At 42.9% G+C, this 14,676-nt stretch carries 12 protein-coding genes, 15 tRNA genes and 2 rRNA genes; 23 read left to right on the forward strand and 6 right to left on the reverse strand.

Annotated elements, in window-relative coordinates:
* The first annotated feature begins 125 nt into the window (after positions 1-125).
* The 17 genes from AC3ISB_RS03735 (at position 126) to AC3ISB_RS03815 (ending at position 4,711) form a co-directional block, all read left to right on the forward strand.
* Positions 126-3,058 (forward strand): 23S ribosomal RNA (locus AC3ISB_RS03735).
* A 116-nt stretch (positions 3,059-3,174) separates the two neighbouring features.
* Positions 3,175-3,290, forward strand: a 5S ribosomal RNA gene (gene rrf, locus AC3ISB_RS03740).
* 9 nt (positions 3,291-3,299) lie between these two features.
* Positions 3,300-3,374, forward strand: a tRNA-Asn gene (locus AC3ISB_RS03745).
* Between the two features lie 5 nt (positions 3,375-3,379).
* Positions 3,380-3,471 (forward strand) — tRNA-Ser (locus tag AC3ISB_RS03750).
* Between the two features lie 10 nt (positions 3,472-3,481).
* Positions 3,482-3,556, forward strand: a tRNA-Glu gene (locus AC3ISB_RS03755).
* 15 nt (positions 3,557-3,571) lie between these two features.
* A tRNA-Val gene (locus tag AC3ISB_RS03760) sits at positions 3,572-3,647 on the forward strand.
* A gap of 104 nt (positions 3,648-3,751) precedes the next feature.
* Positions 3,752-3,825 (forward strand) — tRNA-Met (locus tag AC3ISB_RS03765).
* 5 nt (positions 3,826-3,830) lie between these two features.
* A tRNA-Asp gene (locus tag AC3ISB_RS03770) sits at positions 3,831-3,906 on the forward strand.
* 12 nt (positions 3,907-3,918) lie between these two features.
* Positions 3,919-3,994 (forward strand) — tRNA-Phe (locus tag AC3ISB_RS03775).
* Between the two features lie 7 nt (positions 3,995-4,001).
* A tRNA-Thr gene (locus AC3ISB_RS03780) sits at positions 4,002-4,077 on the forward strand.
* Between the two features lie 16 nt (positions 4,078-4,093).
* Positions 4,094-4,177: transfer RNA gene (locus tag AC3ISB_RS03785), tRNA-Tyr, on the forward strand.
* 6 nt (positions 4,178-4,183) lie between these two features.
* Positions 4,184-4,257, forward strand: a tRNA-Trp gene (locus AC3ISB_RS03790).
* A gap of 17 nt (positions 4,258-4,274) precedes the next feature.
* A tRNA-His gene (locus tag AC3ISB_RS03795) sits at positions 4,275-4,350 on the forward strand.
* A 37-nt stretch (positions 4,351-4,387) separates the two neighbouring features.
* Positions 4,388-4,462, forward strand: a tRNA-Gln gene (locus AC3ISB_RS03800).
* Between the two features lie 3 nt (positions 4,463-4,465).
* Positions 4,466-4,540 (forward strand) — tRNA-Gly (locus tag AC3ISB_RS03805).
* 8 nt (positions 4,541-4,548) lie between these two features.
* A tRNA-Cys gene (locus AC3ISB_RS03810) sits at positions 4,549-4,622 on the forward strand.
* An 8-nt stretch (positions 4,623-4,630) separates the two neighbouring features.
* A tRNA-Leu gene (locus AC3ISB_RS03815) sits at positions 4,631-4,711 on the forward strand.
* 978 nt (positions 4,712-5,689) lie between these two features.
* Here AC3ISB_RS03815 and AC3ISB_RS03820 read toward each other — a convergent pair.
* Positions 5,690-6,232, reverse strand: coding sequence for a DUF6241 domain-containing protein (locus AC3ISB_RS03820; protein WP_489275594.1), 543 nt, complete (start codon positions 6,230-6,232; stop codon positions 5,690-5,692).
* Between the two features lie 648 nt (positions 6,233-6,880).
* Here AC3ISB_RS03820 and AC3ISB_RS03825 point away from each other — a divergent pair.
* Positions 6,881-7,093 carry a hypothetical protein gene (locus tag AC3ISB_RS03825; protein WP_489275595.1) on the forward strand — a complete coding sequence of 71 codons (213 nt, stop codon included), beginning with the start codon at positions 6,881-6,883 and terminating at the stop codon, positions 7,091-7,093.
* A gap of 98 nt (positions 7,094-7,191) precedes the next feature.
* The gene (locus tag AC3ISB_RS03830) at positions 7,192-7,509 is read left to right on the forward strand and encodes a hypothetical protein (protein ID WP_489275597.1); all 318 of its coding nucleotides are present in this window, start codon (positions 7,192-7,194) and stop codon (positions 7,507-7,509) included.
* A 146-nt stretch (positions 7,510-7,655) separates the two neighbouring features.
* Here AC3ISB_RS03830 and AC3ISB_RS03835 read toward each other — a convergent pair whose 3' ends face one another.
* Together AC3ISB_RS03835 and AC3ISB_RS03840 are read right to left on the reverse strand one after the other, a co-directional pair.
* A complete protein-coding gene (locus tag AC3ISB_RS03835; protein WP_098370854.1) occupies positions 7,656-7,946 on the reverse strand; it encodes a hypothetical protein in 291 nt (96 codons plus the stop codon).
* 549 nt (positions 7,947-8,495) lie between these two features.
* Positions 8,496-8,699 (reverse strand): hypothetical protein, encoded by a 204-nt coding sequence (locus AC3ISB_RS03840; RefSeq protein ID WP_489275599.1) that lies wholly within the window; start codon positions 8,697-8,699, stop codon positions 8,496-8,498.
* A 496-nt stretch (positions 8,700-9,195) separates the two neighbouring features.
* Between AC3ISB_RS03840 and glsA the strand changes: the two genes are divergently transcribed.
* Positions 9,196-10,137 (forward strand): glutaminase A, encoded by a 942-nt coding sequence (gene glsA, locus AC3ISB_RS03845; protein ID WP_489276849.1) that lies wholly within the window; start codon positions 9,196-9,198, stop codon positions 10,135-10,137.
* A 254-nt stretch (positions 10,138-10,391) separates the two neighbouring features.
* Here glsA and AC3ISB_RS03850 read toward each other — a convergent pair whose 3' ends face one another.
* Positions 10,392-10,586 (reverse strand): hypothetical protein, encoded by a 195-nt coding sequence (locus AC3ISB_RS03850; protein ID WP_480340078.1) that lies wholly within the window; start codon positions 10,584-10,586, stop codon positions 10,392-10,394.
* Positions 10,577-11,089 (reverse strand): tyrosine-type recombinase/integrase, encoded by a 513-nt coding sequence (locus AC3ISB_RS03855; protein WP_452453631.1) that lies wholly within the window; start codon positions 11,087-11,089, stop codon positions 10,577-10,579. Before AC3ISB_RS03855 ends, AC3ISB_RS03850 begins: the two co-directional genes overlap by 10 nt.
* A gap of 439 nt (positions 11,090-11,528) precedes the next feature.
* On the opposite strand from AC3ISB_RS03855, the gene AC3ISB_RS03860 reads away from it, so the two are divergent.
* From AC3ISB_RS03860 to clpP, 3 genes are all read left to right on the forward strand, one after another.
* The gene (locus tag AC3ISB_RS03860; protein WP_098370857.1) at positions 11,529-11,789 is read left to right on the forward strand and encodes a hypothetical protein; all 261 of its coding nucleotides are present in this window, start codon (positions 11,529-11,531) and stop codon (positions 11,787-11,789) included.
* A gap of 434 nt (positions 11,790-12,223) precedes the next feature.
* The gene (locus tag AC3ISB_RS03865) at positions 12,224-12,931 is read left to right on the forward strand and encodes a sigma-70 family RNA polymerase sigma factor (protein WP_480340077.1); all 708 of its coding nucleotides are present in this window, start codon (positions 12,224-12,226) and stop codon (positions 12,929-12,931) included.
* Between the two features lie 30 nt (positions 12,932-12,961).
* Positions 12,962-13,546: an ATP-dependent Clp endopeptidase proteolytic subunit ClpP gene (clpP, locus tag AC3ISB_RS03870; protein WP_480340076.1), complete on the forward strand. Its 585-nt coding sequence runs from the start codon at positions 12,962-12,964 to the stop codon at positions 13,544-13,546.
* Positions 13,547-13,754: 208 nt separating this feature from the next.
* Here clpP and AC3ISB_RS03875 read toward each other — a convergent pair whose 3' ends face one another.
* Positions 13,755-14,648, reverse strand: coding sequence for a TauD/TfdA dioxygenase family protein (locus AC3ISB_RS03875; RefSeq protein ID WP_098370860.1), 894 nt, complete (start codon positions 14,646-14,648; stop codon positions 13,755-13,757).
* Positions 14,649-14,676 lie beyond the last annotated feature (28 nt).

The following is a 14,676-nucleotide window of genomic DNA, read 5'->3' on the forward strand; positions in this document are numbered from 1 at the left end:
TCATTCAAATAGGAAAGACAAACATCACGATGTGATGACATTCTTTCTGCTTTGTTCCTTGAAAACTAGATAATAGATAGAAGGCAATTAATTTTTTTTCAAAGCATCTGTAAGACTTTTTTAACGGTTAAGTTAGAAAGGGCGCACGGTGGATGCCTTGGCACTAGGAGCCGATGAAGGACGGGACTAACACCGATATGCTTCGGGGAGCTGTAAGTAAGCTTTGATCCGGAGATTTCCGAATGGGGAAACCCACTGTTCGTAATGGAACAGTATCTTTACCTGAATACATAGGGTACTGAAGGCAGACCCGGGGAACTGAAACATCTAAGTACCCGGAGGAAGAGAAAGCAAACGCGATTTCCTGAGTAGCGGCGAGCGAAACGGAATTAGCCCAAACCAAGAGGCTTGCCTCTTGGGGTTGTAGGACACTCAACATGGAGTTACAAAGGAACGGGGTAAATGAAGCGACCTGGAAAGGTCCGTCGAAGAAGGTAAAAACCCTGTAGTTGAAACTTCGTTCCCTCCTGAGTGGATCCTGAGTACGGCGGGACACGAGAAATCCCGTCGGAAGCAGGGAGGACCATCTCCCAAGGCTAAATACTCCCTAGTGACCGATAGTGAACCAGTACCGTGAGGGAAAGGTGAAAAGCACCCCGGAAGGGGAGTGAAATAGATCCTGAAACCGTGTGCCTACAAGTAGTCAAAGCCCGTTAATGGGTAATGGCGTGCCTTTTGTAGAATGAACCGGCGAGTTACGATTTCATGCGAGGTTAAGTTGATGAGACGGAGCCGCAGCGAAAGCGAGTCTGAATAGGGCGAATGAGTATGAGGTCGTAGACCCGAAACCAGGTGATCTACCCATGTCCAGGGTGAAGTTCAGGTAACACTGAATGGAGGCCCGAACCCACGCACGTTGAAAAGTGCGGGGATGAGGTGTGGGTAGCGGAGAAATTCCAATCGAACCTGGAGATAGCTGGTTCTCTCCGAAATAGCTTTAGGGCTAGCCTCAAGATGAGAGTATTGGAGGTAGAGCACTGATTGGACTAGGGGCCCCCAACGGGTTACCGAATTCAGTCAAACTCCGAATGCCAAATACTTATTCTTGGGAGTCAGACTGCGAGTGATAAGATCCGTAGTCGAAAGGGAAACAGCCCAGACCACCAGCTAAGGTCCCAAAGTATACGTTAAGTGGAAAAGGATGTGGAGTTGCTTAGACAACCAGGATGTTGGCTTAGAAGCAGCCACCATTTAAAGAGTGCGTAATAGCTCACTGGTCGAGTGACTCCGCGCCGAAAATGTACCGGGGCTAAACGTATCACCGAAGCTGTGGATTGACACCATTAGGTGTCGATGGTAGGAGAGCGTTCTAAGGGCGTTGAAGTCAGACCGGAAGGACTGGTGGAGCGCTTAGAAGTGAGAATGCCGGTATGAGTAGCGAAAGAAGGGTGAGAATCCCTTCCACCGAATGCCTAAGGTTTCCTGAGGAAGGCTCGTCCGCTCAGGGTTAGTCGGGACCTAAGCCGAGGCCGAAAGGCGTAGGCGATGGACAACAGGTTGATATTCCTGTACCACCTATACATCGTTTGAACGATGGGGGGACGCAGAAGGATAGGGTAAGCGCGCTGTTGGATATGCGCGTCCAAGCAGTTAGGCCGGAAACGAGGCAAATCCCGTTTCCATTAAGGCGGAGCTGTGATGGCGAGGGAAATATAGTACCGAAGTTCCTGATTCCACGCTGCCAAGAAAAGCCTCTAGTGAGATGTAAGGTGCCCGTACCGCAAACCGACACAGGTAGGCGAGGAGAGAATCCTAAGGTGTGCGAGAGAACTCTCGTTAAGGAACTCGGCAAAATGACCCCGTAACTTCGGGAGAAGGGGTGCTTTTTAGGGTGAATAGCCCAGAAAAGCCGCAGTGAATAGGCCCAGGCGACTGTTTAGCAAAAACACAGGTCTCTGCGAAGCCGCAAGGCGAAGTATAGGGGCTGACACCTGCCCGGTGCTGGAAGGTTAAGGGGAGAGGTTAGCGCAAGCGAAGCTTTGAACCGAAGCCCCAGTAAACGGCGGCCGTAACTATAACGGTCCTAAGGTAGCGAAATTCCTTGTCGGGTAAGTTCCGACCCGCACGAAAGGTGTAACGATCTGGGCACTGTCTCAACGAGAGACTCGGTGAAATTATAGTACCTGTGAAGATGCAGGTTACCCGCGACAGGACGGAAAGACCCCGTGGAGCTTTACTGCAGCCTGATATTGAATTTTGGTACAGCTTGTACAGGATAGGTAGGAGCCTGAGAAGCCGGAGCGCTAGCTTCGGTGGAGGCGTTGGTGGGATACTACCCTGGCTGTATTGAAATTCTAACCCGCGCCCCTTATCGGGGTGGGAGACAGTGTCAGGTGGGCAGTTTGACTGGGGCGGTCGCCTCCTAAAGAGTAACGGAGGCGCCCAAAGGTTCCCTCAGAATGGTTGGAAATCATTCGTAGAGTGTAAAGGCACAAGGGAGCTTGACTGCGAGACCTACAAGTCGAGCAGGGACGAAAGTCGGGCTTAGTGATCCGGTGGTTCCGCATGGAAGGGCCATCGCTCAACGGATAAAAGCTACCCCGGGGATAACAGGCTTATCTCCCCCAAGAGTCCACATCGACGGGGAGGTTTGGCACCTCGATGTCGGCTCATCGCATCCTGGGGCTGTAGTCGGTCCCAAGGGTTGGGCTGTTCGCCCATTAAAGCGGTACGCGAGCTGGGTTCAGAACGTCGTGAGACAGTTCGGTCCCTATCCGTCGCGGGCGCAGGAAATTTGAGAGGAGCTGTCCTTAGTACGAGAGGACCGGGATGGACGCACCGCTGGTGTACCAGTTGTCTTGCCAAAGGCATAGCTGGGTAGCTACGTGCGGACGGGATAAGTGCTGAAAGCATCTAAGCATGAAGCCCCCCTCAAGATGAGATTTCCCATGGCGCAAGCTAGTAAGATCCCTGAAAGATGATCAGGTTGATAGGTCAGAGGTGGAAGCGTGGCGACATGTGGAGCTGACTGATACTAATAGATCGAGGACTTAACCAACGCTTTAAAAAAATGAAATACCTTCTTATTATCTAGTTTTGAAGGAATGAAAATTTCTTCTTGCATTTTCTCAAAAAGATGTTATACTAATATATGTCTTGAAAATGCTAACAATGTTTGGTGACGATAGCGAAGAGGTCACACCCGTTCCCATTCCGAACACGGCAGTTAAGCTCTTCAGCGCCGATGGTAGTTGGGGGTTTCCCCCTGTGAGAGTAGGACGTCGCCAAGCTTATATTGTTCCGCAGTAGCTCAGTGGTAGAGCATTCGGCTGTTAACCGAACGGTCGTAGGTTCGAGTCCTACCTGCGGAGCCATTATTGGAGAGCTGTCCGAGTGGCCGAAGGAGCACGATTGGAAATCGTGTAGACGGGTAACCCTGTCTCAAGGGTTCAAATCCCTTGCTCTCCGCCATTTTATACCTGGCCCGTTGGTCAAGCGGTTAAGACACCGCCCTTTCACGGCGGTAACACGGGTTCGAATCCCGTACGGGTCACCATTAAGACAACATATTGGAGGATTAGCTCAGCTGGGAGAGCATCTGCCTTACAAGCAGAGGGTCGGCGGTTCGATCCCGTCATCCTCCACCATTTTTCAATAAGAACAAGTTGTTTCTACATAATGGGTTTGATTATCCATCCTATTGAAACGCTAAACACGAAAACTTGATTCCTAATAGCAACATTATTAACGTCGCGGGGTGGAGCAGTCCGGTAGCTCGTCGGGCTCATAACCCGAAGGTCGCAGGTTCAAATCCTGTCCCCGCAATCTATGGTCCCGTGGTGTAGCGGTTAACATGCCTGCCTGTCACGCAGGAGATCGCGGGTTCGATTCCCGTCGGGACCGCCATTTTCATTGTTTGGCTCAGTAGCTCAGTCGGTAGAGCAAAGGACTGAAAATCCTTGTGTCGGCGGTTCGATTCCGTCCTGAGCCACCATTGTAGTGCCGGTGTAGCTCAACTGGTAGAGCAACTGACTTGTAATCAGTAGGTTGGGGGTTCAAGTCCTCTTGCCGGCACCATGTTTCATCCATATGCGGAGGGGTAGCGAAGTGGCTAAACGCGGCGGACTGTAAATCCGCTCCTTAGGGTTCGGCAGTTCGAATCTGCCCCCCTCCACCATCTTATAGGGGTATAGTTTAAAGGTAGAACAGAGGTCTCCAAAACCTCCAGTGTGGGTTCGAGTCCTACTACCCCTGCCAATTTCAATCTTATAATGGCGGTTGTGGCGAAGTGGTTAACGCACCTGATTGTGGTTCAGGCATTCGTGGGTTCGATTCCCATCAGTCGCCCCATTTTTCAATAAATGTGATATAATGAATACAACGTTAATGGGCTATAGCCAAGCGGTAAGGCAACGGATTTTGATTCCGTCATGCGAAGGTTCGATCCCTTCTAGCCCAGCCATATGCGAAAGTAGTTCAGTGGTAGAATACAACCTTGCCAAGGTTGGGGTCGCGGGTTCGAATCCCGTCTTTCGCTCCAAAAACGTTGGCGGCATAGCCAAGCGGTAAGGCAGAGGTCTGCAAAACCTTTACCACCGGTTCGATTCCGGTTGCCGCCTCCAACATACATGCCGGTGTGGCGGAATTGGCAGACGCGCACGACTCAAAATCGTGTTCCTCTGGAGTGCCGGTTCGACCCCGGCCACCGGTATCACATACGTTAATATAAACGTCGATTTGACGGCAATCTACCCGCAATGGTAGGTCGCCGTTTTTTCGTTGTATGCGCACGATTTTGTAGGTAAAAGTCGTACGCGGCGAATCGTACGCGCTGTATCGGGTAATTAACCGTACTGGAGTGGCGAAAATTGGCAAGGAAAAGAGTAATAACGATTTAGCAACGGAAGATATTTCGAAGCTGCGTGGGAGCATGCGGTCAGATTTCCTTGACTTCGACGACGCACTGGCGTTGTTTTTGAAGGATGGGGAAATAAGGAATATCCGTGAACATACGATAAAATACTACCGGAATGAGCTTTCGTCATTTCGACGCATTACACGATTAAATTAGACATAGCAAAGGCGGTCAATAATTGTTACCGAGAGTATTAAAAGGATAAGATACGGGATCATTCCGAAGTATTCCGAATACAGGGCGTATACCAGGGCTGAGGGGCGTTTCACCTGCACGGTGCTCCTCGTGGGTATAGGCGTCTGAAACTCCGGGGCTCAGCTTACCGTTTATGCAGTGTCCTATACACGGAATGGCCGACAGCATTATGCAGTATAGCGGGGTACATCGCCCTTATTAGCGTAGTATAAATCGCGTTAAATCAACGATGTTTACATAAGTGTATATTCGATAATAATCCGTTGTGCACAAACGTTGTTATGACGCGGTTTGTGTTGCATATCGACTGCCTCGAATGTCTATTATGTTAACTAGAATTGCGTGCTTCATACAACGAAATGAATAAAATAATAAAGCAATTCGTGTGCCAACGAAGACATATGCGTGTGTATCGGGAGTGGCAGCCGGGGTATGACCGATTTACCCCAAGGCAGGGGGCGAATATCTCTGAATCTGCTGAATTATAAATCCGCGAATCAAATTTTCACTTCGGGGGTCAGCGGAAATAGCCCCTATTGTTTATATTAATATAAACAATAGGGGCTCGATTTGTAATGACTATTCAAAGTTTGCTTTAATAAATTGGGCTTCTTCTTCAGGAGTAAGAGTTCCAGTAGCTTTACCGACATTTCCATTTTGTTCTCCCCAAAGGTAATTGTGATCTTCCACTATATTGTCGAAGTTTCCTTCTTTCCAGTTTCCTACGATTCTTAGCAATTCACTTTTATAGTCAATAACTTCGCTATCATTAATGAATTCATAGACTGCATTGATGTTTTCAGAATTCATTTCAAGGTTGTACCATTTTTCTTCAGAAACTACTTTTTGATGAGTCATACTGTGCATTGTTTTCATAACGTCTTCTCTTTTTGAAGATGGGCCAAGACCTAGTTCATATAGAATTTTTTCATTTTTTATTGTTTCTACTTCCGTATCTTCTTCTTCAGTTGTCTCGTATTCCACTTCCGTTGTCTCCAAAACAGGAGCCGTATCTTCTTGCTTTGCTTCATAATTTTTAGCGTTCTGATTGATTGTTATTATTACTGAAATAGCTGCTGCAGCTACTATAAGTCCAACCATTGACCATCTAAATTTATTCATTATAAGTTCCTCCGAGTCATAGTTCGATTATCACTCATTTCAGTTACATCCTTTTATGGATAAGCTAACCATTATGATAATAACATAAAATATTAACAAATAATCTTAAACTATTAAGTAACCATATGGATATAAAATTTTTTATTGGAAACCAATACAGAGTATCCTGAGACTACTGTTGACTATATGAACAGGCGCATTGGCGATACGTCCGTGTAAGTAGAAGAAGACCGCAAATTGGTCGCCTTTCTTCTATTGGAGTGCCGGTTCGACCCCGGCCACCGGTATCTTAGAACGACGATATAAAGCGGTTTTCCTTAATTGGAAAGCCGTTTTTTCGTGTCTTCACGGATTTTTAGTCGTGCGTTTTTATTTAGGCTATGTTAAATCAGAATGTTTTGATTTTCGCCCTAGAAAAAACGCCCACTGAAAGGGCGGTTGTTTGAACTAACGTTACCTGTTAGCGGAACAAAGCTGCCGATTGATCTCCGTGGCAACCTCGCGGTGAAGTTTATTCGATAAGAATCTAGCGACTCTCCCATTGCTTTAAAATGATAATTATTTCCTAGAAATTTATTAATAAAAAGCCGCGACAACTTCATGTACATCTGAATAATTTAATTTATGACATCAAAAGGAGGTGGTTGTATGAGTAATAAGCGTCCAGATGTAGTCATTATAGTAAGAGATGAAGAAAACTTTGAGAATATTGCTAAAATTGAAATAATCGGAAGCGCATCCCCGTGTAGAAAGTTCCTACGGGTAGGTGCTCCTATAAGTGATGTTGTATTATGTATGGTTAGGAATGGGTTTGTAAACGCTCAGGCTGAAAATGCTGTTATATTTTTCCGACCTAGGTAATGTCTGACTTCGACTTGATGTTACCCTTTTCAGGTAGACTGTAAAAAAAGTGGACAAGGCATGATGTTCATAATAGTCGACTTGGAAGGGAGTTTTTTATGGCTGTGTTAAATGTTAATGTTGATTTTTTTATAATAATAGGAGAAACCCAAGAGGTATATGGGCTTCCCTTATACTTATTTGATATTTTTAATAATGCAGAACAAACAAAAGAAAAAGACGCTTCCCACGCGGGCGGCGTCTTATTATTGTTTATTCTTATTATTGTATTTCTAAATACTAGTGTTCGGGAGGGGGATATTCTATCATTTTCAATATCCGTCCATTCTAAGCTACATAGGAAAACAATAACTTACAAACGTTCAAGCGGTGAACACGTTGAATATGAATCTTACGAATACAACCGAATAGTGTGACGTCATTCACGCTTTATATTATCCATTAAATAATTATTTTATCAGAATAGTATAGAGTACGTTTGATCTTACGATTAATAATAAAACGAATGGATCAAAGAGTATTAACTCTACCATTCGTTCCATTAACAGATTGGTCAATGATTTTAGATTTCAATATTCATAGCACTTAGCTCTGCTTCCGTATAGCCAGAAGAGGATAGTGCGATTTCAATTTCTTCAGCAGCCTTATAATCAAATAATTTAAATTTAGACATTAAAGCGAAAGCATTTTGATTTTCAATTGCCAAGGCAACAGCTTCCACGTCTTGCAATAACTTCAGGTCTTCAATGTAGAATTGAGCGGTTCTCATTGCTAGATACTCATTCATTGTAGTCGAACTATAGAAAAGACTTGTTAAAGTGGCGATTGCGTTAGGAACGAAAATCTTATTCATAATTACCCCTCCACTATTCTTAATATTCTGTCATTAAGTCACTTCTAGTATGAGTCACGATAAAAGTGTTGTCAATCTTTATCTTTTGTGCATTTTAACTCACCAGGTGAAAGTAGATATGTATATAACAGGCGACTTTTCCAAAGGCAAAAGTGATTGCCCGAAGCGCACGAAGTACGCGAAAGAATGAATGTTGCTGAGTTTACGAAACGAACCAAATTACATGGGACATGTTGATTCAAGCTCGATTGCTAGGTCTCGGAATCGATCATAACAAGATGGATAGAGGAGATACATATTAATTCCATTTACTTTATTCAACAAATGGGCCGATTTTACCTGCTTAAAAAAAGACAGCTCATAATCGAGTTGTCTTATTTATTTAAGTTGTATCTGGTTGAGCATCCAGTAAATAGCTGCAAAAAAAAGCCAGTGTCACAAGTGGCACGATTAGGCCGGATTTTTTTGGATTTTTTATAAATTCTTTCATTGATGAGATCCTTTATGTGTTTGAATATTTCAAAGGTCTAATGAAACAACAGATCCTTATTAACTGTAAAGTAGGCGGGCTTCCACATTACGCATCTCTCCAGATGAAACACAATCAGCCACAATTATTTGCAATGTTCTAGTAGCTGTCATTCGTTTGTCTGGATGCTTCATTTGTAGATGCTGTTGTATCGCTCGGAAAAGTTCATTATTTTCTGGACGGTTGGCGTTATAGATTTCTTGTAAACTTTTCGATTTTCCCATGGCTTTTCCTACTTTCCATCAATTGTGAAATACATATGAAAGTTTAATAATATTCATATGGTCTATATTTCCCTCTGAGGGCGTATAATTCCTTCTTTTTTCAATTAAATCTTCTTTAAAGAACAGTGAAGTTGCTCCTGATTTTTTACAAGGCGTTAGCTTAGCTGTCTTACTGCTTTACCGTTGTCGCATATGTAGTTGTTTTCTTTGTCTTTAACACGACGAAAATAATTCAGAGCCTGTGCCTTTAGATAAGACAGGAGGGAAGTATGATAAGTCCTTACAAAGGAGAATTAAAATCAGTAAATAATAGATGAAGCAGCATTTGAAGATTTCTATAAAACGAAGAAAGTAGCGCCTTTAACCTTCCTTCTATTTTATTATCCGCTTCGTATTTTTTAAATAATATCGATGAAATATGGTAATAAATAATAAAACCACTATTTAAGACACTTCAAATAACAAATTTTCTAAGGGGCGGCAAATTGTGAACAATATGGGATGTCAATGCAGGTCCAATGACGAGTTACAGCAACTGGTCGATCAGGCAAAAGAATATACAAATATGGGAACGGTGGCAGACTATATACCTGCTCTTGAAAAGGTAAATCCTAGGAATTTATCAGTTGCTATTTACTATCCTGACGGAACAGGATATTGTGCGGGGGATGTAAGTGGGAAAATGACCCTGCAAAGCATATCGAAAGTTTTGACACTTGCTCTTGTATTAATGGAAAAAGGGGAGGAATATGTCTTTTCCTATGTAGGTAAAGAACCTACTGGTGACCCTTTTAATTCGATTGCCAAGTTAGAGACAAACAAGCCATCCAAGCCGTTAAACCCGATGATCAATGCAGGAGCATTGACTGTGACCCACATGATTGCAGGTGACAGTGTGAATGAACGATTCAAGCGTATTTTAGATTTTATCCGGGAAATGACACAAAATCCCACTATTGGTTTTAATGAAGATGTTGCTCGGTCAGAATACAATACAGCAGACTTAAATAGGTCGTTAAGCTATTTTTTAAAGCAGCATAATGTAATAAATGAGGATGTGGAGGACTTAATCGAATTGTACTCGAAGCAGTGTGCCATTGAAATGGACAGCCAGGATTTGGCGAGGATAGGCTGTGTGCTGGCCATGAATGGGAAAGATTTGTTGACGGGAAAGCAAATCATCCCCGGGGACATTGCCCGTATTTGCAAGACATTCATGGTTACCTGCGGCATGTATAACGCATCAGGTGAATTTGCCATCAATGTTGGCATTCCGGCTAAAAGCGGTGTTTCAGGGGGAATCATGGGGGCCGTCCCCGGAAAATGTGGGATTGGAATTTATGGTGCAGCGCTGGATGAGAAGGGGAACAGCGTTGCCGGGATAAAAATCTTGGAAATGATGGCGAAAAAGTATTCTCTAAGTATGTTTAATTTTTAAACATTGACACCATTAGCGATGAGTTATTTTTAATTCGGATGTTGTCTGGCTAAGGAGAGTCAGAGAAGAGAGAGAATGAAGCTTGTAATAAGAGCTTTTTCGTTATGTTTGGTGTGATCTTACAGGAAAAGGCCTATCAGATTGGTACAGTGGCATTATTAAGTGAGGTTCAGTCTAAAGCCTTAAATAAACAAATCACTCACTTTAACGGCAAAAAAAGGACCTCTGCACATATGGCAAGGGTCTTAAGGTGATCATAACAAGTTGGATAGGAGAGATACTTTTTTATATAATGCATGTACCTCTTTATTCCGATGTTCCCCGATGTCATTTCTAAGGTGGCCTTTCATATCGGTCATTAAATCAGCTAATTTCAATGCCTTTTGCCTATCGGAAATATTGCTTCGAATGATATATTCATATTTTGCATTGTATTCAGTCAGTGACATTTCTTCCGTCCTCCCATAATATCATTTAAGCTGTCCTCTGTTCCTTCATTAGCAATCCCTATGTACTTTAGTGTAATTCCAGGATGTGAATGATTAAGGAGCATTTGTAACTCAGCAAGGTCCTTACTTCGTTTATAGTGCCAGTACCCGAACGTTTTCCGCATGGTATGGGTACCGACGCCCTCGATGTCCACCATGTCCGCTGCTTTATTAAGCTGTCTATAGGCTTGTATCTTGCTAATTGGCTTATCGCCCTTGCGTGAGGGGAATAGCCATTCACTATCGATGGTGGCTATATAGGCTGCCAATTCATTACATACATTATTAAGCTGTATTATTCTTGGCTTTTTTGTTTTGCCTTCCTTGATGATGACCTCCATCTTACCTTTAATGTCCTTTATCTTCAGCGATAATAAATCAGACACACGCAAGCCGGTATTGATGCCTAACAAGAACAATATGTAGTCTCTCTCGCTGCAATGTCTCTTCAGTGACCATTTCATATCATCTAATTTTTCCAATGATCTGATTGGTTGAACGTCAATTAAATGTTCTTTTGGCAAATGAGATCACCCTTATTTCACGCTAATGGAATCAGTGTTTTGAATGTATACTTTTTTATTAATTTAAGAGTAACACTTGAAAAGGATGGAAGTCAATGTGAGGTGTATCTGATATTTTTGGGACTGTCCACTTTTAAGGGTTCGGAGTATTTTAGTTGTTTATTCGTATTAAGGTTGAATAAGGGCATTAAAAACTTCTGGAACTTGATATAATGAATCTATAGGAATATTTTTCTAAACTGATGTTTTGATGGATATTTAAAAGATGAATTAATTCATTCTGAATTTATTATGCTTTAACAGGATTGGGGAAACCACCAAGAAGAGAGGTTTAGTTATATTGAAAAAGTTACTGCCTTTAATGTCAAGGTTGTTTACTATGGCAATTATGGTTGCGGTTTTTTACTGTATGTTCATGTTCGCAGATTTGGAGAATGAAAAGACAGACAGCGGGCGTCATAACGAGCGATCAGTTAATTTTGAAGAGATGAGCGATCAAGAAGAGAAGCCAGCAGGTTCTTTGGTGAACTATTGTAAAGATAGCGCTAATGAGAGTCGCACCTCCAGTTGGTTCGGTATTGAAGAAAACGTTATGGAACCTAGCGAATATACGGTTGAATGCATTGAACACTTGGAATAGCAGCAGAGTTCCTATGGATCAACCGTAAATTTGAAGTTCAGGACAACAAGGATATCCGGGACGTCAGGGTATAGCGAAAAGGTAAGGACATATTGCCGAACATTACCGTGAGCGGGGGGGCATCCAAAGATTTGGCTGGTTGGCTTAATGGAACGGAGCGGGATTTACGGGGAATATGAAGTGTTTTGGAAAATAAGAATTCGCTGAAATGATTGGTGACGAATGGGTACAGCGGGGGAGGCCGTATTTGCTGCATATAGAACATTGACACTAGCCTGTTAGGATTTAACCAAACAGGTTTTTAGTATGAAAGGAAATCCAATGGAAAAAATGGAATAGAATAGAATGAAGAATGAAGGAAAATTTTTCACCCCCATATCTTTTTCTCTTTCTGAAACGTTTATAGGATAGAGGGTGTTGAAGGAGTGAGAAAAATGATAAATAAGTTAAGGGAAGATATTTCTGAAGAAAAGGATAACGATGCGATTTTGCGTAAAGTCTATCCTGAATTGCTTCGGTTTTGCCGATTCCTGACCCAAAATAATTGGGATGGGGATGATTTGGCACAGGAAACGATATTGAAGGCAATGCAGGGCTATGGAAAGAAAACCGAGATAACAACGGCTTTATTGAAGACGATAGCCCGCCATTCCTGGATTGATACGATACGAAAAAGAAAAAAAGAATCATTAGACGAACTGTTGGATATCGAACAACAGGGATCAGTTGGGGAAAATGCCTTTGAAACGGTTGAATATATAATAAAGTCACTTACCCCGAAACAAGCCGTTGTTTTCCTGTTAAAGGAAGGATTCCTCTATCGGTCAAAAGAAATCTCAGATTATTTACACACCACGGAAACGGCTGTAAAGGCAATCTTGAACCGTGTGAAAAAGCGTTTTGCCGATGACGTTGAAGAGCGTAAGTTGTCTTGTGTGGAAGATTGGCAGGATGATGAGGAACAGCGGCTCTTGTCACTGATGACACAGGCTTTAAAAGCCCAGAATCCTGATATCCTCATTAGAAGCATCCCATCTTTCAAATCCCTGAACAGTGAATCGATGATTCCTAAACTTATGAATCGTTCGATTCTTTCCAAATCAAGCTTCACTCCTTCAAACACACTCTCAATGGCTGCATAGCCAATATCATTGTTAGGAGGAAGAAGAGATATGACCACAATTCCATATGTAATTGAGCAATCAGGCAAGGGTGAGCGCTCGTATGATATTTATTCCAGACTTCTAAAAGACCGTATCATCATGATTGGGGAAGAAATCACCGATCATTTAGCCAATAGTGTGGTTGCCCAATTGTTATTCTTGGCAGCAGATGCACATGAGAAGGAAATTACCATTTTCATAAACAGTCCGGGGGGATCGACCAGTGCCGGTTTCGCCATTTATGATACGATGCAATATATTAAGCCTGATATCCGGACTGTATGTACGGGGATGGCTGCATCATTCGGTGCCATGCTTTTATTGGCGGGTACGAAAGGGAAAAGGTGCGCTTTGCCAAATAGTGAAATAATGCTTCATCAACCGCTTGGTGGTGCGAGGGGGCAAGCCACGGAAATTGAAATTTCTGCCCGAAGGATTTTGAAACTAAAGGATCATATCAATCAAATCATTTCGGAAAGGACTGGGCAGCCTATCGAAAAGGTGGCGAAGGACACAGATCGTGATTACTTCTTAAGCGCAATAGAGGCGAAGGATTACGGTATAATTGATGAAATAATCGTTCAGGATAATTAATCCTGATAAAAACGCCATCAGTAAGTCAAAAATAAGCTGGATGAAAACGAAAAGAAACTGTCGATATCTATATCGGCAGTTTCTTTTTTACCTTTGACATTACTCCAATAAGGCCAGTTCCTCAGGAGGTTTGAGTGTTTACCATTCAACTCAGTCATTCGCTTATGGGGAAGTCAAGTAATGGATTCTTACACTTGATACAGGAGTTTTATTTCTTAATAATTAGTCTGCTCGACTCGTTCTCCTTGTTTACGGGAACGTCTTTTCCTACAGTGACCCTGCGAACGACGCGGTGCTGGTCCCCGTAATCGGCAATAGCGTAATGCTGCGTGGCTAGGTTATCCCAAATGACCACGTCCCCTTCACTCCATTGCCAACGCACGGTATTTTCTAAGCGCGTGACGTATGAATCGAAGATGCTTAATAATCTTTCAGATTCACTTGTTGTATATCCTTCCACTCTTCCAGCAAAGCCGCCTAATAACAAATGCTTTTTTCCTGTTTCTGCGTGCACGTGAACGACTGGATGCCTTGTTTTATAAATGGTCGATTCGAATATATCACGATATTTCTTTTTAACCTCATCATCAATGTTTTCGGCTGGTTTGAATTGTGCATAATCATATTCATTTGTATGGATTGCCCATAGTCCATCCGCTAATTTCTTCAATCCATCCGGCAGGTCCTCATATGCTTTATTGGTATTTGCCCAGACTGTATCGCCGCCAACATCAGGGATGGTTACACCTCTTAAAACAGAGTATTTAGGAACTTCTGGAACAAAAGTGACATCAGTATGCCAATGGTTTGCTTTAGCACCCCGTTCGGAATCAAGTTCGAAAATATAGTTAGTATTGTCTTTGACCGGTACTGTAGGATGTGCATAAGGCTCACCCAATAGTTTGGCAAATGCTTCTTGGCTGGCATCGTCCAAATGGTTTTGACCTTTGAAGAATACGACTTTATGATCGTTTAACGCTTGTTTGATTTCACTGAAAATAGCTAAATCCAAGTCTCCGCTTAATTGGACTCCTTGAATTTCCGCTCCAATCCTTCCTGCTACGGGTACCACTTTTAATTGTTGTGTTTTAGTTTCCGTCATAATCAATCTCCTCCTGTAAGGTATGTTT

Source organism: Peribacillus sp. GL_122, assembly GCF_057835005.1.

What these genes read in the sequence shown, in the direction of transcription:
- clpP (WP_480340076.1), top strand. Translation starts at nt 12,962, where the DNA reads ATGACCACAATTCCATATGTAATTGAGCAATCAGGCAAGGGTGAGCGC.
- AC3ISB_RS03855 (WP_452453631.1), bottom strand. Translation starts at nt 11,089, where the DNA reads ATGAAATGGTCACTGAAGAGACATTGCAGCGAGAGAGACTACATATTG.
- AC3ISB_RS03875 (WP_098370860.1), bottom strand. Translation starts at nt 14,648, where the DNA reads ATGACGGAAACTAAAACACAACAATTAAAAGTGGTACCCGTAGCAGGA.
- AC3ISB_RS03835 (WP_098370854.1), bottom strand. Translation starts at nt 7,946, where the DNA reads ATGAATAAGATTTTCGTTCCTAACGCAATCGCCACTTTAACAAGTCTT.
- glsA (WP_489276849.1), top strand. Translation starts at nt 9,196, where the DNA reads ATGGGATGTCAATGCAGGTCCAATGACGAGTTACAGCAACTGGTCGAT.
- AC3ISB_RS03820 (WP_489275594.1), bottom strand. Translation starts at nt 6,232, where the DNA reads ATGAATAAATTTAGATGGTCAATGGTTGGACTTATAGTAGCTGCAGCA.
- AC3ISB_RS03860 (WP_098370857.1), top strand. Translation starts at nt 11,529, where the DNA reads ATGGCAATTATGGTTGCGGTTTTTTACTGTATGTTCATGTTCGCAGAT.
- AC3ISB_RS03830 (WP_489275597.1), top strand. Translation starts at nt 7,192, where the DNA reads ATGGCTGTGTTAAATGTTAATGTTGATTTTTTTATAATAATAGGAGAA.
- AC3ISB_RS03840 (WP_489275599.1), bottom strand. Translation starts at nt 8,699, where the DNA reads ATGGGAAAATCGAAAAGTTTACAAGAAATCTATAACGCCAACCGTCCA.
- AC3ISB_RS03865 (WP_480340077.1), top strand. Translation starts at nt 12,224, where the DNA reads ATGATAAATAAGTTAAGGGAAGATATTTCTGAAGAAAAGGATAACGAT.
- AC3ISB_RS03850 (WP_480340078.1), bottom strand. Translation starts at nt 10,586, where the DNA reads ATGTCACTGACTGAATACAATGCAAAATATGAATATATCATTCGAAGC.
- AC3ISB_RS03825 (WP_489275595.1), top strand. Translation starts at nt 6,881, where the DNA reads ATGAGTAATAAGCGTCCAGATGTAGTCATTATAGTAAGAGATGAAGAA.